27 protein-coding genes and 1 tRNA gene are annotated in these 26,429 nt (G+C 35.8%); 26 read left to right on the top strand and 2 right to left on the bottom strand.

From position 1 onward, the window contains the following. The 12 genes from scpB to JOS54_RS03670 all read left to right on the top strand — a co-directional run bounded on the left by scpB (position 1) and on the right by JOS54_RS03670 (position 10,479). A complete protein-coding gene (scpB, locus tag JOS54_RS03725; protein WP_203245728.1) occupies positions 1-564 on the top strand; it encodes an SMC-Scp complex subunit ScpB in 564 nt (187 codons plus the stop codon). Further along, positions 554-1,030 (top strand): DUF4358 domain-containing protein, encoded by a 477-nt coding sequence (locus JOS54_RS03720; RefSeq protein WP_203245727.1) that lies wholly within the window; start codon positions 554-556, stop codon positions 1,028-1,030. The genes scpB and JOS54_RS03720 overlap by 11 nt, the downstream gene beginning before the upstream one ends. After that, positions 1,027-1,851 carry an Mrp/NBP35 family ATP-binding protein gene (locus tag JOS54_RS03715; RefSeq protein WP_203245726.1) on the top strand — a complete coding sequence of 275 codons (825 nt, stop codon included), beginning with the start codon at positions 1,027-1,029 and terminating at the stop codon, positions 1,849-1,851. Before JOS54_RS03720 ends, JOS54_RS03715 begins: the two co-directional genes overlap by 4 nt. Positions 1,852-1,919: 68 nt before the next feature. Further along, a complete protein-coding gene (locus JOS54_RS03710; RefSeq protein WP_203245725.1) occupies positions 1,920-2,591 on the top strand; it encodes a response regulator transcription factor in 672 nt (223 codons plus the stop codon). Further along, positions 2,575-3,960 (top strand): cell wall metabolism sensor histidine kinase WalK, encoded by a 1,386-nt coding sequence (locus JOS54_RS03705; RefSeq protein WP_203245724.1) that lies wholly within the window; start codon positions 2,575-2,577, stop codon positions 3,958-3,960. Before JOS54_RS03710 ends, JOS54_RS03705 begins: the two co-directional genes overlap by 17 nt. A 60-nt stretch (positions 3,961-4,020) precedes the next feature. Further along, positions 4,021-5,715, top strand: coding sequence for a phospho-sugar mutase (locus JOS54_RS03700; RefSeq protein ID WP_203245723.1), 1,695 nt, complete (start codon positions 4,021-4,023; stop codon positions 5,713-5,715). A gap of 107 nt (positions 5,716-5,822) precedes the next feature. Further along, the gene (locus JOS54_RS03695) at positions 5,823-6,539 is read left to right on the top strand and encodes an ABC transporter ATP-binding protein (RefSeq protein WP_203245722.1); all 717 of its coding nucleotides are present in this window, start codon (positions 5,823-5,825) and stop codon (positions 6,537-6,539) included. Further along, positions 6,532-8,136 (top strand): hypothetical protein, encoded by a 1,605-nt coding sequence (locus JOS54_RS03690; RefSeq protein WP_203245721.1) that lies wholly within the window; start codon positions 6,532-6,534, stop codon positions 8,134-8,136. The genes JOS54_RS03695 and JOS54_RS03690 overlap by 8 nt, the downstream gene beginning before the upstream one ends. A gap of 46 nt (positions 8,137-8,182) precedes the next feature. Beyond that, positions 8,183-8,677, top strand: coding sequence for a hypothetical protein (locus JOS54_RS03685; RefSeq protein ID WP_203245720.1), 495 nt, complete (start codon positions 8,183-8,185; stop codon positions 8,675-8,677). Continuing rightward, the gene (gene lspA, locus JOS54_RS03680) at positions 8,665-9,114 is read left to right on the top strand and encodes a signal peptidase II (RefSeq protein ID WP_203245719.1); all 450 of its coding nucleotides are present in this window, start codon (positions 8,665-8,667) and stop codon (positions 9,112-9,114) included. Before JOS54_RS03685 ends, lspA begins: the two co-directional genes overlap by 13 nt. Continuing rightward, on the top strand, positions 9,089-10,009 hold the full coding sequence (locus tag JOS54_RS03675) for an RluA family pseudouridine synthase (RefSeq protein WP_203245718.1): 921 nt from the start codon (positions 9,089-9,091) through the stop codon (positions 10,007-10,009). The genes lspA and JOS54_RS03675 overlap by 26 nt, the downstream gene beginning before the upstream one ends. Then, entirely contained in the window at positions 10,006-10,479 is a 474-nt protein-coding gene (locus JOS54_RS03670; RefSeq protein WP_203245717.1) for a dCMP deaminase family protein, read from the top strand. Before JOS54_RS03675 ends, JOS54_RS03670 begins: the two co-directional genes overlap by 4 nt. Here the strand turns inward: JOS54_RS03670 and rnhC are convergent, their stop codons facing one another. After that, entirely contained in the window at positions 10,480-11,346 is an 867-nt protein-coding gene (gene rnhC / locus JOS54_RS03665) for a ribonuclease HIII (protein WP_238928374.1), read from the bottom strand. 43 nt (positions 11,347-11,389) lie between these two features. Here rnhC and JOS54_RS03660 point away from each other — a divergent pair, with 43 nt between their 5' ends. Genes JOS54_RS03660 through uvrC form a run of 3 tightly spaced genes read left to right on the top strand, consistent with a single transcriptional unit; the run spans position 11,390 to position 16,064 of the window. Beyond that, positions 11,390-11,989 (top strand): CvpA family protein, encoded by a 600-nt coding sequence (locus tag JOS54_RS03660; RefSeq protein ID WP_203245716.1) that lies wholly within the window; start codon positions 11,390-11,392, stop codon positions 11,987-11,989. Further along, positions 11,986-14,292, top strand: coding sequence for an endonuclease MutS2 (locus JOS54_RS03655; RefSeq protein WP_203245715.1), 2,307 nt, complete (start codon positions 11,986-11,988; stop codon positions 14,290-14,292). Before JOS54_RS03660 ends, JOS54_RS03655 begins: the two co-directional genes overlap by 4 nt. After that, entirely contained in the window at positions 14,289-16,064 is a 1,776-nt protein-coding gene (gene uvrC / locus JOS54_RS03650) for an excinuclease ABC subunit UvrC (RefSeq protein WP_203245714.1), read from the top strand. The genes JOS54_RS03655 and uvrC overlap by 4 nt, the downstream gene beginning before the upstream one ends. A gap of 10 nt (positions 16,065-16,074) precedes the next feature. On the opposite strand, the gene JOS54_RS03645 is transcribed toward uvrC, so the two are convergent. Further along, positions 16,075-16,443: a hypothetical protein gene (locus tag JOS54_RS03645; RefSeq protein ID WP_203245713.1), complete on the bottom strand. Its 369-nt coding sequence runs from the start codon at positions 16,441-16,443 to the stop codon at positions 16,075-16,077. A 134-nt stretch (positions 16,444-16,577) separates the two neighbouring features. On the opposite strand from JOS54_RS03645, the gene JOS54_RS03640 reads away from it, so the two are divergent. The 11 genes from JOS54_RS03640 to JOS54_RS03590 all read left to right on the top strand — a co-directional run bounded on the left by JOS54_RS03640 (position 16,578) and on the right by JOS54_RS03590 (position 26,391). After that, on the top strand, positions 16,578-17,048 hold the full coding sequence (locus tag JOS54_RS03640; RefSeq protein WP_203245712.1) for a metallophosphoesterase: 471 nt from the start codon (positions 16,578-16,580) through the stop codon (positions 17,046-17,048). A 68-nt stretch (positions 17,049-17,116) separates the two neighbouring features. After that, a complete protein-coding gene (locus JOS54_RS03635; protein WP_203245711.1) occupies positions 17,117-17,410 on the top strand; it encodes a hypothetical protein in 294 nt (97 codons plus the stop codon). A 218-nt stretch (positions 17,411-17,628) separates the two neighbouring features. Next, positions 17,629-17,997, top strand: a complete 369-nt coding sequence (locus tag JOS54_RS03630; protein ID WP_203245710.1) for a hypothetical protein — start codon at positions 17,629-17,631, stop codon at positions 17,995-17,997. 167 nt (positions 17,998-18,164) lie between these two features. Next, positions 18,165-18,238 (top strand) — tRNA-Arg (locus JOS54_RS03625). Between the two features lie 48 nt (positions 18,239-18,286). Then, positions 18,287-18,994 carry a DUF3196 domain-containing protein gene (locus JOS54_RS03620; protein WP_203245709.1) on the top strand — a complete coding sequence of 236 codons (708 nt, stop codon included), beginning with the start codon at positions 18,287-18,289 and terminating at the stop codon, positions 18,992-18,994. 96 nt (positions 18,995-19,090) lie between these two features. Then, positions 19,091-20,428, top strand: a complete 1,338-nt coding sequence (gene tig / locus JOS54_RS03615; RefSeq protein WP_203245708.1) for a trigger factor — start codon at positions 19,091-19,093, stop codon at positions 20,426-20,428. Positions 20,429-20,471: 43 nt separating this feature from the next. After that, entirely contained in the window at positions 20,472-22,781 is a 2,310-nt protein-coding gene (gene lon / locus JOS54_RS03610; RefSeq protein ID WP_203245707.1) for an endopeptidase La, read from the top strand. A 1-nt stretch (position 22,782) separates the two neighbouring features. Continuing rightward, positions 22,783-23,370, top strand: coding sequence for a ribosome biogenesis GTP-binding protein YihA/YsxC (yihA, locus tag JOS54_RS03605; RefSeq protein ID WP_203245706.1), 588 nt, complete (start codon positions 22,783-22,785; stop codon positions 23,368-23,370). A gap of 51 nt (positions 23,371-23,421) precedes the next feature. Beyond that, positions 23,422-24,498, top strand: a complete 1,077-nt coding sequence (locus JOS54_RS03600) for a glycosyltransferase (RefSeq protein ID WP_203245705.1) — start codon at positions 23,422-23,424, stop codon at positions 24,496-24,498. Further along, on the top strand, positions 24,485-25,396 hold the full coding sequence (murB, locus tag JOS54_RS03595; protein WP_220281574.1) for a UDP-N-acetylmuramate dehydrogenase: 912 nt from the start codon (positions 24,485-24,487) through the stop codon (positions 25,394-25,396). The genes JOS54_RS03600 and murB overlap by 14 nt, the downstream gene beginning before the upstream one ends. Further along, positions 25,375-26,391 carry a cell division protein FtsQ/DivIB gene (locus JOS54_RS03590; RefSeq protein ID WP_203245704.1) on the top strand — a complete coding sequence of 339 codons (1,017 nt, stop codon included), beginning with the start codon at positions 25,375-25,377 and terminating at the stop codon, positions 26,389-26,391. Before murB ends, JOS54_RS03590 begins: the two co-directional genes overlap by 22 nt. Positions 26,392-26,429: the final 38 nt, after the last annotated feature.

Raw genomic sequence — 26,429 nt, 5'->3', positions numbered from 1 at the left:
ATGGAAAATCAAGCTCGCTTATTAAGTTTAGTCGAAGGACTTCTTTTCGCGGTTGGTGAAGAGGGAATTCGTGATGAACAATTAAAAGATATTTTATCTTTAAATGAGGAACAGCTTCATACTTGCATTGAGGAACTAAATCAAAGATATGAACAAGAGTCTTCAGGCATTGAATTAAGCCATTATGGTGGTCGCTATCGTTTGTTGTCAAAGGGGACGATTGAACCTTATTTAAAGACATTATTTCAAGAAGAAGCCGGTTCAAAACTATCTGTAGCAGCTATGGAAACCTTGGCTATCATTGCCTATAAACAACCTATTACACGGGTGGAAATTGAAGAAATTCGTGGGGTTGGTGCGGATGTGATGTTAAGAAAGCTACAGACTCGTGGTTTAATTGAAGAAGTTGGTCGCTCACAAGCGGCAGGCAGACCAATTCTCTATGGTGTTAGTGAGGCTTTTTTAGATGCTTTTCAATTAGAAAGCTTACAAGAATTGCCGGATTTACCAGACTATCAAACAAAAGAGGAGGATGAACTCTTTGGAGAAAGCCATGAAATCTAAATTCTTTTTATGCCTTCTTTTAATGTTGTCTTTGGCTGCTTGTTCCATAAAAAATGGAGCTTCAATTTCCTCTTGTGAACAACTGGCAAGCCATTTATTAAAAGATCTTGATCAAAAAGATCAGTTAGAAAGAGTGAAAGATCGCGTCGTGAAAGGTTTATTCTTTCAAAATGAACAGCCTTATGAAGAAGCAGTGATTTATCGTTCTCGTAAAGAAGGTACAGCGGAAATGATTGCCGTTATTCGTACGAAAAAAAAGGATAAAGTCAAAGTTAATTTAAAAGACTATTTGGTGGAATTAAAGCGAAAAATGGTGAACCAATACCCCAATGAAGTCTTTAAAGTGAGTAATGCGGTATTATCAGAAGCAGATGAATACGTGGTCTTAGTCATTCATGATAACATTGAACTCGCCAGTCAAAAAGTGAATGGTTATTTAAGTCAGTTACGTAAGGAGAAAAAATGAGTGAAGTAAATAATAAAGGGAAAACACCGGAGGATTATGGATTTCGTAAGCATGCGAAAGAGGATTTTAGTATCCATCTTCATGAACAAGCTAAGGTTAAAAAAGTCATTGGTATTTTCAGTGGAAAAGGTGGTGTTGGTAAATCATTCGTAACAGCAATGATTGCTTCCGGTATGCAGAAAAGAGGGCATCGTTGTGCTGTTTTAGATGGTGATATTACAGGACCTAGCCAAGGTAGAACCTTTGGTATCACTAGTAAAGCTCAAGGTCAAAAGGGCATGATGTTTCCGGCGGTAACGAAAACAGGTGTTCAGGTGATGAGCACGAATATGTTACTGGATATGGATGTGCAACCGGTCATTTGGCGTGGACCGGTGGTGGCTAATGTTTTAAAACAATTTTATTCAGAAGTACTTTGGGAGGATGTGGACTATATGTTTGTGGATATGCCTCCAGGAACATCCGATGTTCCTTTAACCTTGTTTCAATCGGTTCATTTGGATGGCATTATTATCATTTCCAGCCCGCAAGATTTGGTGTCTATGGTGGTTGAAAAAGCCATCAATATGGCTCGCATGATGAATGTGAAAGTACTAGGTATTGTTGAAAATATGTCCTATGTACCATGTCCGAACTGCAATGAAAAAATCTATATCTTTGGAAAATCCCATGTAAAAGAAACATCAATGAAGTATCACTTACCACTTTTAGCACAAATTCCAATGTATGCTTCTATACCAGAAGCTTGTGATCAAGGGAAAGTGGAAGATTTAGAGATTGAAGAATTATCGCCATTATTAGATTTTATAGAAAGTTTTTAAGGCTTTCTTTTTAATATACTTGAAATAATGGTAAGCTTTAAGATGAAGAATAGGAAAGGAATAAAAACATGGCAACGATTTTAATTGTGGATGATGAAGAAAAGATTCGTTTTCTAATTGATACCTATTCCAAGCATGAGGGTTATTTAACTGTTTTGGCCAGCAATGGCTTAGAGGCTTTGGATCAATTAAAAAATCATTCTATCGATTTAGTGGTAATGGATGTGATGATGCCGGAATTGGATGGTTTTTCAGCCTTGGAACAAATGAAAGCTATCCAACCAAACTTACCGGTTATTTTACTAACGGCTTTAGGACAAGAATACGATAAAGTCCGTGGTTTTGAATTAGGGGTAGATGATTATGTTGAAAAACCATTTAGTCCTAGGATTTTATTACTAAGAATGAAGGCTATTTTACAAAGGGTATATGGAAAGCAATTGGATAGTTATGAAAACGATGGTTTAAAAATTGACTATCAAGCCCATAAAGTGCTTTTAAACAATCAAATTCTTTCTTTGTCTCCTAAAGAATATGATTTATTGGTGTATTTAATCAAAAATAAAGGCATTGCTTTAAATCGTGAACAATTGTTACGCCAAGTTTGGGGTATAGATTTTTTTGGTGATGATCGTACTTTAGACACGCATATGAAATTACTACGAAAAAATCTAAATGGTTTTGCAAAACACATTGTGACAATTCGTGGTGTTGGTTACCGCTATGATGAAGAAGAATAATAGTTTAAATGCTTTAATTCTTAAAATTATGTTGTTCTTTATTGGCTCTTTATTATTGATTTTGGTATTATTTCAATTTATCTTATTAAAACCGATGTATGAAGGCTATCGCTTAAATTTATTGGCTAATCAATCAAAAATGGTAGCGAATGCTTATTTATCAGGAAATTTAGAGAAGACCATTCAAGACCTAGGTAAACAAGGAGGAACTTGTATTCGTGTCGTTAGTGCAACTAGTGATCAAATGTATGGTTCAAAGGCTTGTTTATTATCTGATTTGAGCAATTCGGAAACCATGGCTTTACAAAAGAATGCTTTATTGAATCATGGTCATTATGCGTACCATCACCTTTTTCAAATCAGTGGTTCTTCACAAACATTCCAAGGGGTAATTGACGTTCGCGTCTTAGTAGATGGAAAGGATGTTGTCATGGCAATGGTTTATGATGTTATCACACCAATTTCAGCAACAAGGCAAACTTTAATTACACAAATTTGGATTATTGGCTTTTTCTTATTCTTAATGATTTTAGCCATTACTATTTTAATTCGACAAAGAGTGGCGAAGCCATTGATTGAAATGAACCAAGCGGCGAAAGAATTAGGCAAAGGTGTTTATCCTAGTGAAAAAGTAAAACCAAATTATCGAGAGGTACAAGAATTAAATCAAACACTCAGTCAAGCGGCTTTGGATATTCAAAAAGCGGATCGGGCTAAGAGAGATTTATTGGCGAATGTTTCTCATGATTTAAAGACGCCTTTGACGATGATTTCGGGCTATGGAGAATTGATGCAGGATATCCCCACAGAAAAAACCGCTGAAAATCTTCAAATTATTATTGACGAAGCCAATCATTTGAATTTATTTGTGAATGACTTACTGGATTTATCCCGCTTAAACGATCAACAAGTTTTAGTGCAAGCGGAAAAGCGTGATTTAATTCAAGAATTAAAACCCTTGGTGCATCAATACGAAGTTTATGCTAAAAAAGAGAATCGCCGTTTTGAAACCTCTTTGTTAGAACACTATGAATATGAAACAGATTACAAGCTTTTAATACAAGTGATACAGAATTTCTTATCCAATGCTTTTCATTATACTGAAAGTGGTGATGCAATTTATTTGGAGCTAATCGAAAAAGACCGGGGCTATCGTTTACAAGTTCGTGATAGTGGAATTGGAATTGAAGAAAAGGATTTAAAAAATATCTTTGATCGTTATTACAAGATTAAACAAGAGCACCGTCGTTCTGCGTATGGGTCAGGAATTGGATTATCGATTGCGAAACAAAATTTGGATTTATTAAAGCTACGTTATGGTGTTATTTCTAAAATAGGAGAAGGAAGTACTTTTTGGATTGATTTATAGAATTTCTTAGTGAAATTTTTGTATAATAGAAGTAGTAAAAAAATTATGGAGGTTTTTTAAATGAATGCGCAAGAAAGATACCAGCTATGGTTAGAAAATGTTTCCGAAAGTGATGAACTTTATGGAGATTTAATGTCTATTAAGGGAAATGATGCTGAAATTGAGGAACGTTTCTATCAAGAACTTAGCTTTGGAACAGCTGGTCTTAGAGGTAAACTAGGGGCTGGAACCAATCGAATGAATCACTTTATGGTAGCGAAAGCAACACAGGGAATTGCTCAATACATCCTTGAAGTTGCCCCGGACCAAAAGGACAAGGGGGTCGTCATTGCTCATGATCCTCGCCATAAGAGTGATGAATTCTCAAAATTAACCGCTGCTATTTTGGCGGCTAATGGTATTAAAGCCTACGTTTTTGATGATTTAAGACCAACACCGCAATTAGCTTATTCGGTTCGTCATTTGGGTTGTGTTGCCGGTATTAACATCACTGCTTCTCATAATCCAAAAGAATACAATGGTTATAAAGCGTATTGGACGGATGGTTGTCAAGTTTCTTCAACAGTAGCGGATGGTATGCTAGCAAAGATTCAGGCGGTAGATATTTTTAAAGATATTCCAGTTTATGATTTTGAAAAATCAGTACAAGAAGGACTTATTACAATCTTAGATAAGAAGATTGATCGTGATTATTTGGATTTGGTGGAATCCTTAGCTATTCATAAAGGAGATGATTTGGATTTATCAATTCCTTTAGTTTACACACCATTAAACGGGGCAGGTTCTATTCCTTTCCAAACGATGATGAAAGATCGTGGTTTTACAAATTGGGCAATTGTTCCTGAACAAAAAGATCCTGATCCTGATTTTACAACCGTGGGTTATCCAAACCCAGAAGCACCGGCCGCCTTTAAGATGGCGGAAGACTTAGGTCGTACTATGAATGCGGAATTATTGATGGCGACGGATCCGGATGGTGATCGTTTTGCGATTGAAATTCGTGATAGTGAAGGAAACTATGTGCCTTTAAATGGTAATCAAACAGGCTACATTTTGGTTAACTATATTTTAGAAGGACATAAGGACGCTGGTACACTTCCGGAAAAAGGAGCAATGGTAAAATCTATTGTTACTTCGACCATGTCAACGGAAATGGCGAAGGCCTATGGGGTGGAAATGTTTGAAACTTTAACCGGATTTAAGAATATTTCCGGTAAGGTGCCTTACCTGCATGAACATGGTTATACATATTTATTTGGTTATGAAGAATCAGTTGGTTATGCTGCTAGTGAACAAATTCGTGATAAAGATGGAATTTCGGCTGGTATGTTAGTTGCGGAGGCGGCGGCTTATTATCGCAAACAAGGGAAAACACTTTGGGATGTGTTACAAGGTCTTTATGAAACTTATGGCTTTTATGCTGAAGATGAACCAAATATTATCCTAGACGGAAAAGCAGGGGCGGAAAGAATTCAAAGAATGATGGTTTGGATTCGTAGCAATCAACCAAAACAAGTGGCTGGTTTTGATGTGGAAAAGGTGATTGATTACATAGATGGTTATGAAGATATTCCTGCTCAAAATATGTTGCGATTCTATTTGAAGAATGATTCTTGGTTTGCAATTCGTCCAAGTGGAACAGAACCTAAGATTAAGTTCTACTTCTACACAAAACAAGATTCTCGTCAAAAAGCCTTGGAAGTAAATCGGGCTATCAAAGAAGCTATTTTAGAACAAATTCAAGCGGTGCAATAATTCTTTAAGAAGTGAGCTCTTGGTTTCACTTCTTTTTTACTGCATTTTGTCATTTTGAAAAAAATATGATTAAATGGGTACTGTATAGTTAGGGAGGGTTTAAACTCATGCTAAAAATCACAAATCTACATAAGAGCTATGGTAACAAAGAAGTTCTTCATGGTATTTCACTTGAGGTAGAAGATGGGCATATTTTTGGTTTCATTGGTCACAATGGATCCGGTAAAAGTACGACCATTCGTTCGGTGGTTGGTATTTTAAAGTACCAGTCCGGTTTGATTGAAATTGATGGTTTGGATATTCAAAAATATCCACTCGAAGTTAAACAAAGAACGGCTTTCTTGCCAGATAATCCGGATTTATATGATAATCTATCCGCTTATCAATATCTCAATTTTATTGGGGATATGGTTGGCTTAGAACCATCTCTTCGTTTACAAAGAATTGAAACTTTAGCGAAGGAATTGGAAATTGCGGATGTCTTAGGGGATAAAATTAAATCTTTATCCCATGGTATGAAACAAAAAGTCGCTATTATTTCTGCTTTTATGCGTGAACCTAAGTTATTAGTGCTTGATGAGCCGTTCGTTGGTTTGGATCCAAAAGCTACCTTTATTCTTAAAAATAAGATGAAAGAATTAACTGCTAAGGGTTCTTCTATTTTCTTCTCCTCTCATGTTTTAGAGACAGTTCAAAACCTGTGTGATGATATTGCTATCTTATCAGGTGGTCAAATTGTTAAGATGGGAACAACGAAGGAATTATTGGAATCGGGTGAATCTTTAGAAGATTTATTCTTATCTTTGGAGCATGCTCATGAGTAAATTCTTTAAATTGATGAAGGTTCAAATGTTGAATTATTGGTTACAAGGAAATGCAAAGACTATTCGTTCACAATTATTAAAAACCATAGGAGCGAGTGTAATTGCTTTAGCGATTGTCTCCTTTTATGCGGCAATGTTCTTTAAAAATGCGTCCGCATCTACCTATCCGATTTTATTTTTTGTGGTTGCTACAATTGTTATTTTTATGTCTTTTATTTCAACATCATCGATAGCACAATCAACATTCTTTGAATTTAAGGATTATGATATGTTGGCTAGTTTGCCGGTGGAAAAGAAGTGGATTTCTTTATCGAAGTTCTTGGCGGCCATGTTGAATCAATGGGCATTCGCATTGTTGTTATTAATTCCTATTTATTGTATTTATGCTATCAATTCTTCACCAACACTTGTCTTTAGCCTTTATTACTTTATTGGAATGTTACTGTTACCGGCTATTCCGGTATCTATCGGTGTTTTAAATGCTTTGTTTTTTCGCTGGATTACCGCTGGAACAAGGTATGAAAACTTATTAAAGAATCTTTTAAATCTTGCGTTAATACTCTTCTGGCTCGTATATAGCTTTACAAATGGATACATGACAAGTGGAGGCGGTCCGGCAACCGCTAAAGCCGCTCAAACATTTGGTCAAGAAAATTCTAATAGTTGGTATTTAGCTCCGGCGAAATGGTTTTCTTTTGGTTCTTATCTTGAAGAACCAAAGTATTTGCTTTATTTATTCATTTCTGCCGTGATTTCCATTGGTATTATAACCATTCTTTATTTAAAGCTATTTGATGGTATTCACCATCGTTCAGCAATGACCTATCATGTGAAAAACTTTAAGCTTACCAAAGCTAAGGGTGGTAGTGTTTTCACTGTTTTGATGAAGCGTGAATTTAAAATCTTAATTACAAACTTCGTTGCTGCGTTAAATGTATTTCTTTTGCCGGCAATAGCTATCTTTGGTGGTCTTTATGTTTATTTCAAGGCACCAAGCTATTTAATCCAATTGGTTTCAAAGGAAGGAAAAGAAGTACTTCCTTATGCCATTTATTTTGTGACAGTATTTACTAGTCTGCCGGCTTATTGTTCTGCTTGCATCAATGTGGAGGGAACACGTTTCTGGATTATTCGTTCTTTACCGGTATCGGAAAAGAAGTTCTTACTGGTAAAACACAGCGTTGGCATTTTAATGACCGGCATTGGACCATTGATTTTCCTGATTTTATGTGCCCTTCGTTTTGAATTTAATCTTTCCATGTTTTTGATAGGATTAGCTACGGTTGTTAGTATTGTTATCCTGTCAAATGGTTTTGCATTATTGATGAATTTATTACTGCCAAAGATGATTTACGATACACCTGATTTGGCGATAAAAAAGGGTGGCATTGGATCAATTCTTGGTAGCATGATTCCACACTTCGGTTTGATAGCTTTATTTGGTGTTTTTGTTGTGACTGCCTCAGATGGATTTAGTAAACAAATAGATATAACATGGTCATTATGGATATTGATAGCGATTATTACGGTTATTGCTATCGTTATTGAGACAATCTTATGGATCTATGGACCCAAAAGAATTAGAGGATTGGGATAAGTATTTATCCCTTTTTTCTTTGTCAAAATACTGCTAAACTTGAACCATGAGTATATATGAACTGAACCAAGTATTAGACATACCCAGCCAAGAAGGCATTTGGTTAGAAGAAAGAGAAAATCACTGGTATTTCATGATTCAAGATGAAACATGGTGTCCCGAAGAGATGAAAGCGATTAAAAATCGTGCTTCTAAAATCCATTTTCTAGTGAAAAAAGAAGTTCCTTTATTTTTAGTTCAAATTGAAGATGTTTTGGAATGTTCTGATATTCCAGCTTATTTAAGTGACTTTCATTACAATCCTAAAAAAACTTTCTTTTATCATTTTGTGTTTATTGATGGTAATAAGAAAGTGATTGCCATCCGTAGTGGTCAATTCAATTCTTCTTTTAATGCTATTTTGCCTAACTTTTCTTTAAGGGAAGAAGAATTTGAGAAACGCTACCTTCTTTTAAGGCAAGAAAAAGAACCATACGAATGGGAAGAAGAAGCACTTTTTGAACAAATAGATGAAAAGGAGGATGTGTTATGTGGCTTGTAATATCCATTGTTGCACTCGACCTAATTAGCAAGCATTTGGCGTCTAGGATAGCGAGTTCAATTGCTATTATTCCTGGTTTTCTATACTTAAACTTTGTTAAAAACTTTGGTATGGCTTGGTCTTTCCTAAGTGGTCAAGTGGCTTTCTTAAGCCTGGTAGCCGGCGTTGCGGTTATGGTGATGATGTATTATCTAATTCAAAAGAAACCAATGGGTTTAAGAAAAATAGCAGTTGAATTGATGCTGGCGGGAGCGGTAGGTAATTTAGTGGATCGCTTATTCTTAGGCTATGTTCGTGATTTTGTGGATACTTTTATTTTTGGTTATGATTTTCCTATTTTTAATGTAGCGGATATGGCTTTAACCATTGGGGTTATTTTATTGATGTATGTGGAATACAAAGAGGGGCAACATGGAAAAAATAAAGCTCATTGTTAAGGAAACAGGGATTCGTTTAGACAAATATTTAAGTAGTCATTGTGATTTATCTCGTAGCTTTTTACAAGATTTAATCAAAGATAAGAAAGTTTTTATCAATGGCAAGGCAATGAAAAATTCTTATAAAGTGAATGTGGATGATGTGATTGAATTTAGAGTTCCTGATTTAGAAGAAATTGAAGTCATTCCTCAAGATATTCCATTGGATATCTTATATGAGGATGAAGATGTCATTGTGATTAATAAAGAAAAGGGAATGGTGGTTCATCCATCTGCCGGTCATAAAGATGGCACTTTAGTGAATGCTTTACTATTTCATTGCCATGATTTAAGCGGGATTAATGGTAAAATACGTCCTGGTATTGTGCATCGCATTGATAAAGACACCAGTGGCTGTCTGGTTGTTGCTAAAAATGATTTTGCGCATGTTGCCTTAGCGAAACAGATGGAAACCAAGGAAGCCTATCGTGAATACCATTTGATTGTGCATGGTAATATCCAACACGAAAGTGGTTTGATTGATGCTCCAATTGGTCGTGATCCTAAAGAACGTCAACGTATGGCAGTTGTGGAAGAAAATTCTAAACCAGCGAAAACACATTTTCGTGTTTTAGAGCGTTTTGGTCAATATACTTATTTATCCTGCTTGCTAAAAACAGGAAGAACGCACCAAATTCGTGTGCACATGAAATACATTCAGCATCCTGTTTTAGGGGATGAAAAATATGGTAGTGCATGTTCCTTTTATGATACAAAAGGACAAGTGCTTCATGCTCATGTATTGAAATTTAGACATCCGAGGACAGAGAAAGAAATGGAATTCTCTGCTCCATTACCAACTTATTTTCAAGCTGTTTTAAATTATTTAGATAAGCAAAGGAGACAAATGAAATGATATTACCTTGGGATTCTTATTTTATGGGCTTAGCTCACTTGTCGGCTTTGCGTTCAAAAGATCCAAACACACAAGTTGGAGCTGCCATTGTTGATGAAAATCATCGTGTTGTTTCAGTTGGTTATAATGGCTTACCAAGAGGTTGTGAAGATAATGAATATCCTTGGTCAAGACAAGGTAAAACCCTTGAAACCAAATATCCCTATGTTGTTCATGCAGAGTTAAATGCAATTTTAAATTCCAAATGGCCGGTGAAAGATTGTACGATTTATGTATCACTATTTCCTTGCAATGAATGTGCAAAAGCTATCATTCAATCCGGTATTCGTCGGGTTGTTTATGAAAGTGATAAATACGCCGGAACCGAAATGAACATAGCTTCTAAGAGAATGTTGGAATCCGCCGGAATCGAATTGATTAAATTACCATATTCCATTCGTTTGCAAGTCGAAATGAAAGAAGGAGAGTGATTACTCTCCTTCTTTAAGTTTATCAGTATTTTTAAAATGAAGTTTCGCTACTTGTCTTAAGGCTTGATACCCAAATTGTTGCACAAAGTCTTTCGCACAAGCATCCACTAAAGAACCGGCTCCTTTTTGAAATTGAAAATTATATTTTTGATTCATCGCATCCCACTCTTCTAAAAAGCGATTTCGGGCAAAAACGGAAGCTAAAGCAACACTAGCATAATGGTTTTCAGCCCTGATTTCAAAATGTAAGTGAGAAAAAACTTCCGGTTCATATGTAAGATAAGAATAATAGTTTTTCTTAGGGGTAAATTGATCAATGATACAAAAGTCTGGCAAAGTCACTTTCTTAGCAAGAGTTAAATAAGCTTGGTTATGCAATAAGGCCTTGGTCGCATTCATGTTATAACGACGATGAAGTTCATTGTATGAAGCAGGACTTAAGGAAAGGATTGCGTGAGGAAAGTGCACTTCTAAAGCAGAACTGGCTTTGCGAATATCACGATCACTCATAGCTTTTGAATCGGTAATCCGATAACTTTTCAACAAGTCCAACTGTTCTTCTTCCACATAACAAGCACAAACGACGACCGGTCCAAAATAATCTCCAGTTCCTACTTCATCGCTGCCGGCTTGCGGAAAAGAATTCTTTTTCTCTTCTTTTTGAATTGGAATAAAAGCTGACGCATAGATTTCCGCTTCACTTCCTTGAAATAAGCATTTTCCTGATTGATAGTAAGTAATCACACAGTTTTCAAGCTTTAATTGCCAATGAGAATAGGGTGGTTTTTTCACTTCATTTTCATGAAATGTTTGATAAAGATGCTTGGCTTGTTCGGAATTTAAAATAACGGTAATTGAATTTTTCACTTTTGAATTATACCATTAAACTAAATAAGAAGGAGGTTGTTCAATGATTATTAGTCAAGATTGGGTTCTATGGATTAATGTGATGGCTGTGCTAATTCTATTTGGAAATACATTTTTCGGATATAAAAATGGCTTATTGGCAACCGTTTATAGTATTGTCAGTTTTGTGATTGTCTATGTAGTAGCCTATCTATTATCGCCTGGTTTGACCAAAATATGTCCTATTCATCCTTTCTTTCCAAAAGAAATTCAGCTATACCTAAGAACTTTAAAAATTGATACCTATATCGATCAGGTTCTATGGTTTATTATTAGCTTGGTTTTTTTAAAAGTGCTGTCGAATATTTTATACCATATTTTCAAAAGGGTACATGAAATACCTGTTTATCATGCTTTTTCTGCTTTATTTGGGGCTATTGTTGGTTTTTTTGAAGGCTTGGCACTTTGTTTTATATTATTATTTGTGTTGCAGTCCGGTTTATTTAAAAATGGAAAAGACATTAGTCGCCAGACGATTTTAAAACCAATTCAATCCACGAGTGAGTTGGCGTATCGAACGACTATGGAACAGAAGTGGTTTGATGATTTAAAGATTGATTGGCATACCTACCAACAGAAATTTAGAGAGATGAGGTTGAAATGAAAGGAAGCTACCGCAATTTAGAGTTACCGGAAATTTTAAGTGAAGTGGCTTTGCGGGCAAACTTTTCATCCACGGTTCAACGAATCGAAGAAAGTGAGCCTAACTTTTCGGAATTAATTTGGAAGCGCAATTTAAAATATCTAAAAGAAGCCATGACGTATATTCAAGAAAGTGGACCCTTATTCTTCTTCTTTCGTAAGGAAATGGCGACTACTTTCCGGAAGGCTTCAAAAGGAAGCCTTCTTCATGCACAGGAGTTATATGATGTAGCTCAATTCTTCGCTTTAGTTGCTTCGGTTTTAAATTATTTTAAAAAGTCTGAAACAAAGTCTACAGAATTAAAAGATTTATATGAAAGCTTAGTTAAAGAAGAAGTGATTGAACGACAATTAAGAAATATGGTTAGTCCGGAGGGAGAGATATTAGACAGTGCCAGTGCTACTTTAAAAAACATTCGTTTTTCCATGACTCGTAATGAACAAGCTATTACCAATGTTGCCCAAGACTTTATTGCAAAACATAGTGAACAGGTGGTGGATGGGGTAATTACGGTTCGTGCTAATCGTACCCTTATTCTAGTTAAAGCAGGCTATAAGAATAGCTTTGGTGGTTATGTTTATGGGGATTCTTCTTCCGGTTTGACCTCTTATGTCGAACCAAATGCTTTAGTTGCTTTGAATAACCAGCGCATAGCTTTACTGGATGCCCAAGAAGAAGAAATGAATCGTATTTTAAAGGAAGGCTCTGATTTAGTGAAAAGTGTTGCTCATCAAAGTTTAGCCAATCTTTCAACTTTACAGCTATTAGATGAAATATTTGCGAAAGCTTATTGGTCGATTCAAAAGGATGCCTGTGTTCCAAAATTAAGTCATCAAAAAGAACTCTACTTAAAGAAAGTACGTCATCCTTTGATTGATGCTAAGAAGGTCATTGCGAATACCTATGTATTAAAGGAACCAAATCACATGGTTTTAATCACAGGTTCGAATACAGGGGGTAAAACAGTTTCTTTAAAAGTGATTGGTTTATCCATTTTATTGTCGGCTTGTGGAATTGGTGTTTTAGCTGAAGAGGCTGTTATTCCAATGGTAGATGAGGTCTATGTGGATATTGGGGATGACCAATCAGTTGTGTCTTCACTTTCCTCTTTTTCGGCTCATATGTCCAAACAGGCATATATCATTGAACACATTCAAGAAAAGTCATTGGTGTTATTGGATGAAATTGGTAATGGAACCGATCCGAAAGAGGGGGAAGCGATAGCGATAGCCATCTTAAATCATTTAAGACAAGTAGGTTGTATAACCTTTGCGACAACTCATTATGATCGTTTAAAAGCTTATGGTAAACGGCATAAAGACATTATCTTAGCTTCCGTTCTTTTCAATATGGAAACGTTACTTCCAACCTATCAATACAAACAAGGCTTAACGGGAAGTAGTAACGCTTTTGCGGTGGCTGAGCGCTATGGTCTGCCAAAGTCAATTGTGAACTACGCTAAATCACTGAAAGAACAGGCAAAGACGGAAGAAGATCGTTTGATTGAAACGCTAGATGCACAAAAAAGTGCCTTGGAACAAGAACGTGAACAATTTCAAGTGGAAAAACAGCTTTTCCTATCTCGGTATAAAGAACTCCATGCAAAAGAAAATGCCTTGCTAGAAGCGAAGCAACGTTTTGAAAAAGAAAAACAGGAAGCTTTACAACAGGTTTATCAACAATACGAAAAGAAAGCTCAATCCATTCTTGAACAATTAAAAGAAAAGGATTTAAAATACCATGAGGCTTTAACTCTTAAAAAGAAAATGGATACACCAAAATTTACTGAGCCATTAGAAGGGCTTGAAAAACGTTCTTTTCAAGTGGGGGATGCAGTGGAACTTTTATCTTCCAAACAGGTTGGACAAATCATTAAGATAGAAAAGAAACGCCTTACAGTGGAATTAAATGGTCGGGAATACCAAGTCAAAGAAAATCAATTACGTCATTCTTTTAAACAAATTCCAAAAAAGAAGACGGAAAGAGTCTTTGTGCAAAGCGCAGGTTTATTTCAAGCTTCTATTCCTAGTGAAGTGAATTTAATAGGTTTAACGGTAGAAGAGGGTGTACATCGTTTGGATGATTTCCTAGATAAAGTTAAAATAAGTCATTTTCATCAAGTTCGTATTATCCACGGGGATGGTTCGGGCAAGCTTAGGCAAGCCGTTCATCAACGTTTATCAAAGATGAAAATGGTGGATTCCTTCCGTCTCGGTATGCCAAATGAAGGTGGAACAGGAGCGACGGTGGTGATACTGAAATGAACAAAGAATACATCAAAGCTAAGTTGGCAGAATTACCTCATGAACCCGGTTCTTACCAAATGAAAGATAAATTTGGTGAAATCATTTATGTCGGTAAGGCTAAGGATTTGCATAATCGTGTGAATCAATACTTTGTTGGAGCACATGATTTTAAAACGACGAAAATGGTTTCTAACATTGATGATTTTGATTTCATAGTGACAGCTAGTGAAAAAGAAGCCTTAGTGTTAGAAATCAATTTAATTAAGAAATATCGTCCGAAATATAACATTCAATTTATTGATGATTCCAGCTATCCATATATTAAATTAACGAAAGAGAAATACCCTCGTTTATTGATGGCTAGAGACACAAAGAAAGATAAAAAGGCTCGTTATTTTGGACCTTTTCCTGATGTAACAGCGGCTAAGAATACCTTAAGGGTTTTACAAAATCTTTATCCCTTTCGACGTTGTACGATTATGCCCAAGAAAGTATGTTTGTATTATCATTTAGGGCAATGTTTAGGACCTTGTGAATTTGATATTAAGCCTAAAGTTTATGAAGAAATGTCAGAAGGGGTTCAACGCTTTTTAAATGGGGATACGAAAGAAGTGGAAGAAAATTTACAAGTTAAAATGTTGGAAGCGGCTCAAAATATGCGTTATGAACAAGCACAAGAGTATAAAGTAATGCTAGAATCCATCCATTCCATTGTCCGTAATCAACAAAACATTGAAAAAGATAATCGTGGTGATCGAGATGTGTTTGCGTATGTAGTGGATCGTGGGTATATTGCGATAGCGGGTTTCTTAGTTCGCCGAGGTACTATTTTAAATAAAGAATTTCGTTTGAGACCATTGTATGGAGATGCACAAGAAGCCTTTGAATCTTTCTTAATCCGGTATTACCAAGAGCATCCGGCGGCTAGGGAATTGGTTTTAAGTAAGGATATGGATGTGCAAGCTTTAAAAGAAGTTTTGGATATCCCTATCTTTCAACCCCGGCGGGGTTATAAAGTTCGCTTGGTAGATATGTGTTTGCATAACGCTAAACAGCAATTGGATTTAAAGTTTAATGCTGTCAATCGCCAAGATTCAATGCGTGAGCAAGCTGTCAATGATTTAAGTAAACTGGCTGGTAAGGAAATGAATCGAGTTGAATTATTTGATAATTCACATACTTCAGGTGCTTTTACAGTCGCTGCATGTGTGGTCTATGAAGATGGAAAAGAAGATCGTAAATCGTATCGTAAATTTAAATTACACACCAAAAATTCTGACGTGGATTCCATGAAAGAAGTCTTATATCGTCGCTATTTCCGTTTATTAAAAGAAGGAAGTCGACTTCCAGATGGTATTTTAGTGGATGGTGGTTGGGGTCAAATCGAAGCCGCAAAAGAAATTTTAGGTCAATTGGATTTATTAGATAAAATTAACATTATGGGTTTGGTTAAAGATGATCATCATAATACAAGAGCGATAATGGACAGTAATGGTAAAGAATTAGATGTAGCGAAGGATTCCGCTTTATTCTTCCTTCTAACGAGAATGCAAGATGAAGTACATCGAGCAGCAATTTCTTATCATCGCCAGCTTCGTTTGAAAGCCCAAACAAAATCAATCTTAGATGAGATAGAGGGAATTGGACCAAAGCGTAAGAAATTACTATTAAAGTCCTTTGGTAATTTTACAAATTTAAAGCAATCCACATTGGAAGACATTGAACAAGTTATTCCAAGTGAACCGGCACGCCTTCTGTATGAAAATTTACATGAAAAAGAGGATGATTGATGTCATCCTCTTATCGCTTTCTTATGGCAGCAAGTAAAGCTTTATTTGGATTTTCTTTTGTATAGCGTTTATAAGCTTCTTTATAACCCTTAAAGCCGTGTAAGTCATCCGCTTTTTTACGTGCTTGAATCGCAAATAGAATTGGTAATGCTATCCGAGCGAAGTTTTTTCTTTTTTCTAGCTTCACTTTTTCTTTTTCTTCTCGTTCTGATTGAAATTGTTGATAGCGTTGTTGGAAAGCTTGTAAATGATTGAGGCTTGGTTGAAGTTTCATGGCACTTTTCGCAATCTTAACGAGCCGTAAAAGAATTTGAATAAGCAAGTAAAAGAGAACAAGTAGGGCAATACCATAGGCAATCCATAGTAGTTTTTGTGCCATCATTACCTCCTTTTATACAATAAAATTAGAAATGATAAAAATACAAAGATATACAAAATCCACTTTGGTATCTCCTGTATAAATTTACCTTCCAAACTTTAATATAGTATTATGATAAAAAGGAATTGATATTTATGCAAGAAATTATTGTCGTCAGCGATAATCACGGAGAAATAAAAAATTGTCTTTCAGTTCAAACCATGTATCCTAATGCAATATACATTCATTGTGGTGATACACAGTTAAGTTTAGAGGAAACACCTAACTTTATCCAGGTAAAAGGGAATAATGATGACTCATTAGACCTTCCTAAACAAAGAATTGTTAAAATTGAGGGTTTGAAAATATTGGTATGCCATGGGGATAAGAAGCCTTATCCAATTGATGAATTTGTAGCGAAAGAAGCGAAACAGCTTGCTTGTGCCTTGGCTTGTTATGGGCATACACACATTCCTTTGATTAGTCATTATCAAGGTGTGGATTGTGTTAATCCAGGTAGTTCGCATCCTTATGGTAATCGTGACATGTCAGAAGCCAGTTATGCTTATATTGTGATTGATCAAGGAAAGATTATGCAAAAAGAAATTCGTAGATTTGATAAATAATATTGTTTTACTTATTACAATAAAAATAGGGAAGGAATCGGAATTACAAAGATTGGGAGGAATAGAAAATGATAAACTTTAGTGGATATGGACTTATTATTGTAGTCGTGGATTATTTTGGAGGTTTGTTGCTTTTAAGCAAACTTAGTCCCTATCTTTTTAAAATGGAAAAGCAACAATATACTGCTCTATTGTTGTTTCATATTGCCATCACGGGAATTAATTTCTTTCTCTCAAAATATTTGAACCGAAAAGAAGTAAAACATACGGTATACGGGATGAGATTGGAGTATGTTATACTTTTTATTGGAATCATAGTTCTCCCGCTGATTATTATGATGTGTAAGGAAGTCCTTTATTAGAGATAGGATAGATTAATGCAGATTGAGGAAACTTGTATGAATATTTTTACTGCAAATATCATTTCACTTGGTATTTCACTTGGTATTTTAGTCGCAAATGCTGTTATATTGTTTGCGTTTACAAAAGTTATTTTAGAGAGGCTTAAAAGTCGGCTAATTAGGTATGTCTTAGGTATGAATTTGCTTACGGGGTACTAATGTGTTTATTGTATTTGAGTATGAAGTATGAATTTATTCCAATAGCTTTTCAAGATGCGAAATTTTGGCGGTTTACGGATGTCGGAATAATTCCGATTGTAATTCCTGCGTTATATTCCATATTCCTTGTAGGATATTTTGAAAAGGATAGAGACTGGAAGAAAGTCAGGGTAATGATGTTGTCGATTTTTGTTAATGGAATGTTCGCCTTTATCGGTGCATTGCTATATTATTCTTATTTGAAAGGGGACAAACTTCAGGGAATTTTTACCAGGCCGAAAGCCATTACAGAGTATATAGATTTTCGGTTTATTCCTCCATTAATAGGATTGTTGACTCTGTATTATTTTGTGATAAAACGGGATTATTTCAAACATCATAAGAAATAGTATGATAGGGAACAGAAAGAATTTTTAATAGATAGATTGTAAAATGAAATTGTCAGATGGAATTGTTTTCTTTTTAATTTTAAAAAACTTGAGTTTTAAAAAACAATCCTACTTTTATAAAAATAGTTATTGAAAAGAGTTTTATCCTTTAGTATAATTATTATGCTGTCCTCGTAGCTCAGCTGGATAGAGCTCACGCCTTCTAAGCGTGTGGTCAAGAGTTCGAATCTCTTCGAGGACGTACTTAACCGCCGATATGTTAATCGACGGTTTCTTTTTTGGAGGAAAAATGAACTATTACGATGAAGTTTTAGAACAAATCCAAGAGGCAATTCATAAACAGGAATACGAAGAAGCCCAATTCTTAATCAGAAAAGAATTGAATATGCCTTATATTCCAATGGATGTCGAAAAAAAATTAGTAGTCTTAGAAAAAGAGGTAAAATCCCATCTTCATCAAGAAGATATTGAAATAAGTTTAGAGCGCTTATTAACTATGTTAAAAGGGAAGGCTGATTTTCAGATGCAAGCAGTCAATCAATTATTAAGTCGTAATCTACGTGATTTAATACCGGAATTAAAAAGCTTTTTAGAAAATAGTCCCAATGTAGAAGCGGCTTCATTATTAATCGAAGGATTAGCCAAGCAAGGTATTCGAGAAGAATTTCATTATGTTAAAGAAGGAGTTGAATATGTATTTTGGCCAGAAGAAATCATTCCTGTTTCTTTGAGTGCGGGTTTTCTGGAAGCAAGAAAATATCTAAAAATATGGCTAGAAAATAATCATCCTGATTTCTTAGAGCTATGTATGCATCAATTAATTCACGATTGTTACGTGTTTTTACCATTGCATTATGACCAAGAAGAAGGAAAGATTTTAGCCCTAAATACTTTAGAAACAATTTCCTCTTACATGGATGATGGAAAGCTTTATCAAGAAGTTCTCATTTTGGAAGAAAAAATAGGCTCATGTCTTGACAGATACTGCACTTTTTAATAATCTATTAGCAGATTTCATAAAAGAGTGCTAAATCTACTCAAGTGCTTAAAAATTTGTTATACTGGACTAGCGAAAATGAAATAAGGAGAAATTATGGCAAACTGGATATTAAAAGAAAAATCCACAGGGGATTTAAGCGTTGTGGTTGAAGGAGAAGTTTGGCAGAAAGCTATTAAGAAAGCTTTCAACAAATTAGTCAGCAATATTACCTTACCCGGCTTCCGTAAAGGCCAAGCGCCTAAGGTCATGTTGGAAAAGAAAATTTCTGAAAATGAACGCTATTTAGAAGCCGTTCAATCCAATGCGAATGAATGGTTAAAAAAAGCTTTGGAAGAAACAAAATTAGCACCAATTAGTCAACCACAATTGGATATTAAGTCAATGGATAGTGAAAAGGCTGAAGTGGTTTATACATTCGCTGTTCAACCGGAAGCAAAAGTTAAGTCTTACAAAGGGTTAGATTATCCATTAGAGGAAGTTAGTGTTTCGGAAAAGGAAATCAAAGCTGAATTAGATCGTATGCGTGAACAATACGCTGAACTGGAGATTAAAAAAGGTAAGGCCACGAAAGGTAATACTGTAAACATTGATTATGAAGGATTCAAGGATGGGCTTGCTTTTGAAGGTGGTAAGGCTGATAGCTATGATTTGATTTTAGGTTCAGGTTCTTTCATTCCCGGCTTTGAAGATCAATTGATTGGCATGAAAGCCGGTGAAGAAAAGGATGTTGAACTAAGCTTCCCTGAAGATTATCATGTAGCGGATTTAGCCGGTGCTCCAGTTGTCTTCAAAGTAAAAGTTAATGAAGTGAAAGTCAAGAAGCTACCCGAAGTAAATGATGATTTTGCACAAGATATCAACGCCCCCGGAGTTGAAAATGTTGAACAATTGCATAAAATGATTGAAGATCGTCTAACAAGCTCAAAGAAGAGTGCGACAGATGAAAAGGCTGAAACGGCTTTGATGGACGCTTTAATTTCAAATACAGAAGTTGAACTACCGGATATCATGGTGGATGATGAGGTTCAGAATCAAGTAAACCAGCTTACTCAACAAATTCAACAATATGGTATGTCTTTGACTTCTTATTTACAAATGATGGGTCAAACATCAGAGTCATTAAAAGAAGGTTATCGTGCAAATGCAACAAAGACGGTTACTTTACGTTTGGCTTTAGAAGCCGTCGCTAAAGCGGAAAACTTGACTCCAAGTGATGAAGAAATTGAAAAAGAATATGCAAGCATCGCTAGTCAATACAACATGGAAGTTGACCAAGTTAAAGCTATGATTTCAAAGGAAATGTTGAGTCGTGATGTTGTGAATAAGAAAGCGTATGATTTTGTGAAAGAAAATGCTAAGAAAGTTGCTCCTAAAACTAAAAAAGCAAGTTCAAAAGTAAAAAGCACAAAGAAGAGCGTAGAGAAGGAATAAGGTGCAACTAAGCGCCTTATTTTTCTAAGAAGAAGGAGGTTTTATGAAAAAATCTTTGATTCATGTTCCAGCGGTTTTTACTCGTGGTATTGTCTTATTTCCCCACAATAAAGTGGATATTGAAGTAGGTCGTGCCTTATCCATAAAATCCGTTGAAATAGCTAATGAGAAATTTGAAGGATTAATCTTTTTGGTGTGTCAAAAAGACATTATGATTGATGAACCAAGCCAAGAAGATGTTTATACAATGGGAACTTTAGCTAAAGTGACATCTGTTCGTCAAAAAGAGGGCTTTTTAAGAGTGACTTTCCAAGGTCTGGATCGAGCCGGCTTAACAGAGGTAAAGATGATGGATGGTTACCAAATGGCAGCCATTGAAATTCAACCTCTCGCTGCGAGTAGTGATGATGAAGAAGAAGTTCTTGTCCATAAACTTATGGATACAATTGGTCAATTACCACAATTGAGTGATTTATTTCCTGTATCTGCGATTGAACAAGTCAACACCGGCATTGCGGCAGATGAATTTACGGATTTATGTGGACAATTCTTTTTGTTTAAACCAGAATCTCGTCAATATTTATTGGAATTAGGTCATATTAACGATCGTCTATACTATTTATTAGAAGAAGTAAATAAGGCTTTAAAATATGGTGAAGTCGAACAATTTGTTAATGAGAAGGTGAAAGATCGCATTGATGATAATCAACGTGAATTTTATTTGCGAGAAAAACTTAAAGCCATTCGTGAGGAATTGGGCGATGTTCCCAGTTCGGAAGATGATTCGGATAACTTTAGAGAAATGATTAATTCAAGACCATATCCCTCTTCGATTAAGAAGAAAGCCTTGGAAGAATTGCGACGTTATGAAATGATGCCGGCGGGTAGTGGGGAAACCTCTGTATCGCGAAACTATATTGAATGGCTTTTGAATGTACCTTGGTGGCAAGAAACAGAGGATTTAGAAGATTTGAAAGAAGTTCGTGCTTCCTTGGATGCCCGTCATTATGGTCTGGAAAAAGTTAAAGATCGAGTGATGGAATATTTAGCTGTCAAGAAGATGACGAACTCTTTGAAAGCACCAATTCTTTGTTTGGTTGGACCACCGGGAGTTGGTAAGACCTCTTTAGCCAAAAGTATTGCGGACGCCATGCATCGCAAGTTTGTTAAAATGTCGGTGGGTGGGGTGAAAGATGAAGCGGAAATTCGCGGTCATCGTCGTACTTATTTAGGTGCCATGCCAGGTCGTATTATTCAAGGTATGCGTAAAGCGGAATTCATCAATCCACTTTTCCTAATTGATGAAATTGATAAGCTAGGCGCTGATTACAAAGGTGATCCAAGTGATGCTTTACTGGAAGTCTTAGATCCTGAACAAAATGCTCAATTCTCTGATCATTATCTGGAAGAAGCTTATGATTTATCCAAAGTTATGTTCATTGCGACCGCTAATTATTTGGAAAACATTCCGGCTCCTTTAAGAGATCGTTTGGAAATCATTGAATTGCCATCGTATACCGAGGTGGATAAGGTGGAGATTGCTCGTCAACATTTAATTCCTTTACAGGTTAAAACGAATGGTTTAAAACCATCGCAATTTAAGCTCAAAGATAAAGAAATCTTATATCTCATTCGTCATTACACACGTGAAGCCGGTGTTCGTCAATTAGAGCGTTTGATAGGTAGCCTTTGTCGCAAAACAGTCTTGGAAATTTTAAATGAAAATAAGAAATCTTTAACCATGACGAAATCTAAAATTGAAATATGGCTTGGTAAACCAATCTTTGATTATGGTTCTAAAGAAAAGAAAAATGAAGTTGGTGTGGTAACCGGTCTAGCTTATACTCAATTTGGTGGCGATGTTTTACAAATTGAAGTTAACTTTTTTGCGGGTAAAGGTGGTTTAATCATTACTGGGCAATTAGGTGATGTTATGAAAGAGTCCGCCCATATCGCTTTAGACTATGTGAAAGCTCATGCAGATGAATTTAAGATTGATCCAAAGTTTTTTGAACAACACGATATTCATATTCATGTACCAGAAGGAGCTGTTCCAAAAGATGGACCAAGTGCCGGGATAACTTTAACAACCGCCTTAGTATCTGCCATTACAAATCGACCAGTGCGCAAAGATATTGCGATGACCGGGGAAGTGACTTTGCGGGGAAATGTTTTAGCGATTGGCGGTTTAAGAGAAAAATCTTTAGCGGCTCATCGAGTTGGTATTCATACTATTTTAATTCCGGAAAAGAATTTACGTGATTTAGAAGAAGTACCAGAACTGGTGAAGAAAGATATTACTTTTATTCCGGTGAAACAAGTGCATGATGTCTTAAAGGAAACTTTGGTGTAATATGCAGTATTTTGAAGCAAAGTGGCTAGCGAGCGCTGCACACCAAGATCAATGGCCAGAGCATGATTTACCAGAAATTGTATTTGTTGGCAGGTCAAATGCCGGTAAAAGTTCATTAATCAATGCTTTAGTGAATCGTAATAGGCTAGCTTACACAGGGAAAACACCCGGTAAGACACGTTTGTTGAATTTCTTTGTTGTCAACAATCAATTTGTTTTTACAGATGCGCCAGGGTATGGCTATGCGGTTGGAAGTCGTCATTCTTTGATTGAATTTGGGATTTTAATGGAGCCTTATTTTGCAAAACGGGAGAATTTAAAGGCTGTGGTTTTGGTCTTGGATGCAAGAAGGAAGCCAAGCGAAGAAGATATTTCCATGGTTGAGTATGCAAAAACTAATCATTTAGCTATCCTAGCGGTTTGTACAAAGAAAGATAAGCTATCCTATGGTCAATTAAAGAACCAGCAGTTTGCGATTGCTAAAGAATTAAAATTAAACGCCAACTCTTTCTTAGCAGTGGATTCTCTTAAAAAACAAGGTATGGATGAAGTTTGGGATAAAATCAACGAAACATTATCTTTGAAATAGACAGGAAGCTGTCTATTTTTTTATGGTAGAATAATAATTGAGGTGATTGTTATGAAATGGATGATTGTTGCGGGTGGAACCGCCGGTCACATTAATCCTGCTTTAGCTTTAGCGAAAGTAGCCAGGAAAAACAATCCTGATTTGGAGATTGTCTTTATGGGAAGTAAAGACCGTTTGGAAGCCAAGATGATTCCAGTGGCTAACTTTCCTTTTATACCTTTACATATTTCAAGCACATCGGGGAATATCGTTCATAAAATCAAAGGTTTAGCTTCTGTCTTTTTATCCATTCCCAAATGTAAAAAAATTCTGAAAAAAGAAAAACCGGATATTTGTTTAGGATTTGGGAACTACATTTCCGTTCCTGTTCTAATGGCGGCTCATCAGTTAGGTATTCCAATTTTTCTTCATGAACAAAACTCTTTTCCCGGTAAGGCTAATTTGTTCCTGGCTAAAAAAGCAACGATGATTGCGACTTGCTTTGAAGAAAATCAATTTCCAAAAGAAAAAACACGTTTATTAGGTAATCCTCAAGCTAGTCTATTAAAAGACTTTCAAGTGAATAAAAAGAAAGCTTTTGAAGCTTTTGGTTTGAAAGAAAGCTTACCACTTGTGACCATTATGCTAGGAAGTTTGGGTTCGTCTTCGGTTTCAAAAATTATTGATGAAGCGATTTCTTTCTTTCACGATGGCTACCAGGTTTTAATTAGCACTGGACAATCTAATGATTATGTATACAAACATTTAAGTAGCGAAAGGGTGAAGATTGTACCTTATTTTGATGGTAAAACTTATTTATCTTTATCAGATTTAGCCATTACAAGAGCGGGTGCTACAACACTTTCAGAATTAGAAGCTTTAGCGATTCCAAGTCTATTGATACCAAGTCCTTATGTGCCAAATAATCATCAAGAAATCAATGCGATGCGTTTGGTTCATCAAGGGGCCGCTGTTTTATTACGAGAACCGGAATTAACTGCTGAGAAATTAGCGAAACAAATCAATCAATGTATGGAAGATAAGCAATTGCTAAAGAACTTAAAAGATAAGGCATTGCTTGGACAAACAAAAGATTCGGCAGAAGAAATCATTGCTTGGATTAAGGAGGTTACACATGATAGACATTAAAGAACGGTTACAAACATACGCGAAAGTAGAGGTGGGAAAATGTTTTTCGGACTTAACGACGCTTCATATTGGTGGACCGGTTCAATATGTGATTTATCCAGATAACCTAATTGCTTTAGATGGTGTTTTGCGTATCCTTAAACAATATGAAATACCTTATAAAATGGTTGGTAAAGGATCGAATCTATTAGCTTCTGATGAAGAATTTAAGGGGGCTGTTATTCGCTTTGACCGCTATTTTAATGAGTATTACATTGAAGGAAATGAAGTGGTTGCTTTGGCCGGCTGCTCAACAATTGCTTTAAGCAATGCTTGTATGAAAGCCGGTTTAAGTGGCTTGGAATTTTCTGGTGGTATTCCCGGCACGGTTGGGGGTAATGTATTCATGAATGCGGGAGCCTATAAAGAAAATGTGGCCGATGTTTTAAAAGAAGTACTTGTCTATGTGCATGGAGAATTTAGATGGCTAACAAAAGAAGAATGTGATTTATCTTACCGTCATTCTATTTTCAAAGATCATCGGGATTGGATTATCTTAGCTGCTCGTTATGTTCTTAAAAAGAAAGATGTAGAAGAAATTTCCAGTTTGATGAGTCAACGCAAAGAGCGTCGTCTATCCACTCAACCACTACAATATCCAAGTTGTGGATCTATTTTTAAAAATCCCGAAGGGTATTATTCTTGGCAACTTATCGATAACATTGGTTATCGAGGCAAGCGTGTAGGCGATGCCATGGTTTCTGAGAAACATTCTAACTTTATTATCAATATCGGACATGCTAAGGCAAATGATTATTTAGCGTTAATTCAAGATATACAACAAAAGGTGAAAAAGTCGTATCAAATTGACTTTATTCCGGAAGTGGAGATATTCAATTGGCAAGAAAAGAAAAAATAAACGTAGTCGAAAGCGTTCTAATCAGCAAGCGTAGAGCGAATAATCGTTTAAATTATCGTCGTAGTCAAAAAAAATTGATGAAATGGGCTATGGTATTCGGAGTATTATTTCTCTTATTGATTTATTTAGCTCTACCTTTTTCAAAAACACAAGGAGTTGAAGTGAAAGGAAATTACGCTTATAGCCGTGAAGAAATTCAAAATAAGGCAGGGGTACATCAAGGTAATATCTTTTATAGCAACTTACCATTTCTTGTGGAATATCGCTTGAAATCCAATCCTTGGATTGAACAAGCCAAGGTTTCTTTACAAGCCAATCAAACGGTTTCCATAATCATTCAAGAAAAGAAAAAGATAGCGTATTACAGGCAAAAGAAAGATACCTATGTTTTATTAGCAAGTGGGAAAAGTCAAAAACTAAAGAAAGAAGATCAGTCCATTTTAAAAACGATTCCTTATTTATCCGGCTTTGAAACGGATGAACAAAGAGGTCTGTTAGCTCGTTCTTTAAAAGGATTAAGCAACGATCAATTGGATGGTATCTCAGAAATTCATCAATATAGCCTAACCTATGATCCGGAGGGGATTAAATTTGTGATGCGCAATGGTGGCTATATGATTACCGGCTATGCAAGTGCCACTTTGGTGAAAGATTTTAACGCCATTTATCATCAGACCAAAAATAAAGCACTCTGTATTTTTGCGATTGGTAAAGAAAATACGGCTTACTCTTCACTTTGTCCTTGGAAGAAGGAGAATCCTTCTTTGCAATATTGGAAGAATGATAAGGGTGAAACTTTAATTAATGCGAGCGGAGATAAAGTTATTCAACATTATTACAGTGAAGCCGGTAGTGGTAAACAAGCTAAGGCGGATAATGGACAAGCCATTAAAATTCCGGTGAATGAGCATGGTTATGAGATACCGGATAAAAGTTTTGACCGTCATTATGAAGCAGGTTACTACAAATCCGGTACCTTGAATATAAAGAAATAGTTTTGAAAGGCATATTAAATTTTGATAGAATGGACAAG

It is taken from the genome of Bulleidia sp. zg-1006 (genome assembly GCF_016812035.1).
Taxonomy (GTDB): Bacteria; Bacillota_I; Bacilli_A; order Erysipelotrichales; family Erysipelotrichaceae; genus Bulleidia.
Note: the sequence above shows the minus strand (reverse complement) of the source record. Positions and strands in the feature narration are given on the sequence as shown.

Coding starts and splice junctions, on each gene's coding strand:
- scpB (WP_203245728.1), top strand. CDS start 1: ATGGAAAATCAAGCTCGCTTATTAAGTTTAGTCGAAGGACTTCTTTTC.
- JOS54_RS03720 (WP_203245727.1), top strand. CDS start 554: ATGAAATCTAAATTCTTTTTATGCCTTCTTTTAATGTTGTCTTTGGCT.
- JOS54_RS03715 (WP_203245726.1), top strand. CDS start 1,027: ATGAGTGAAGTAAATAATAAAGGGAAAACACCGGAGGATTATGGATTT.
- JOS54_RS03710 (WP_203245725.1), top strand. CDS start 1,920: ATGGCAACGATTTTAATTGTGGATGATGAAGAAAAGATTCGTTTTCTA.
- JOS54_RS03705 (WP_203245724.1), top strand. CDS start 2,575: ATGATGAAGAAGAATAATAGTTTAAATGCTTTAATTCTTAAAATTATG.
- JOS54_RS03700 (WP_203245723.1), top strand. CDS start 4,021: ATGAATGCGCAAGAAAGATACCAGCTATGGTTAGAAAATGTTTCCGAA.
- JOS54_RS03695 (WP_203245722.1), top strand. CDS start 5,823: ATGCTAAAAATCACAAATCTACATAAGAGCTATGGTAACAAAGAAGTT.
- JOS54_RS03690 (WP_203245721.1), top strand. CDS start 6,532: ATGAGTAAATTCTTTAAATTGATGAAGGTTCAAATGTTGAATTATTGG.
- JOS54_RS03685 (WP_203245720.1), top strand. CDS start 8,183: ATGAGTATATATGAACTGAACCAAGTATTAGACATACCCAGCCAAGAA.
- lspA (WP_203245719.1), top strand. CDS start 8,665: ATGTGGCTTGTAATATCCATTGTTGCACTCGACCTAATTAGCAAGCAT.
- JOS54_RS03675 (WP_203245718.1), top strand. CDS start 9,089: ATGGAAAAAATAAAGCTCATTGTTAAGGAAACAGGGATTCGTTTAGAC.
- JOS54_RS03670 (WP_203245717.1), top strand. CDS start 10,006: ATGATATTACCTTGGGATTCTTATTTTATGGGCTTAGCTCACTTGTCG.
- JOS54_RS03660 (WP_203245716.1), top strand. CDS start 11,390: ATGATTATTAGTCAAGATTGGGTTCTATGGATTAATGTGATGGCTGTG.
- JOS54_RS03655 (WP_203245715.1), top strand. CDS start 11,986: ATGAAAGGAAGCTACCGCAATTTAGAGTTACCGGAAATTTTAAGTGAA.
- uvrC (WP_203245714.1), top strand. CDS start 14,289: ATGAACAAAGAATACATCAAAGCTAAGTTGGCAGAATTACCTCATGAA.
- JOS54_RS03645 (WP_203245713.1), bottom strand. CDS start 16,443: ATGGCACAAAAACTACTATGGATTGCCTATGGTATTGCCCTACTTGTT.
- JOS54_RS03640 (WP_203245712.1), top strand. CDS start 16,578: ATGCAAGAAATTATTGTCGTCAGCGATAATCACGGAGAAATAAAAAAT.
- JOS54_RS03635 (WP_203245711.1), top strand. CDS start 17,117: ATGATAAACTTTAGTGGATATGGACTTATTATTGTAGTCGTGGATTAT.
- JOS54_RS03630 (WP_203245710.1), top strand. CDS start 17,629: ATGAAGTATGAATTTATTCCAATAGCTTTTCAAGATGCGAAATTTTGG.
- JOS54_RS03620 (WP_203245709.1), top strand. CDS start 18,287: ATGAACTATTACGATGAAGTTTTAGAACAAATCCAAGAGGCAATTCAT.
- tig (WP_203245708.1), top strand. CDS start 19,091: ATGGCAAACTGGATATTAAAAGAAAAATCCACAGGGGATTTAAGCGTT.
- lon (WP_203245707.1), top strand. CDS start 20,472: ATGAAAAAATCTTTGATTCATGTTCCAGCGGTTTTTACTCGTGGTATT.
- yihA (WP_203245706.1), top strand. CDS start 22,783: ATGCAGTATTTTGAAGCAAAGTGGCTAGCGAGCGCTGCACACCAAGAT.
- JOS54_RS03600 (WP_203245705.1), top strand. CDS start 23,422: ATGAAATGGATGATTGTTGCGGGTGGAACCGCCGGTCACATTAATCCT.
- murB (WP_220281574.1), top strand. CDS start 24,485: ATGATAGACATTAAAGAACGGTTACAAACATACGCGAAAGTAGAGGTG.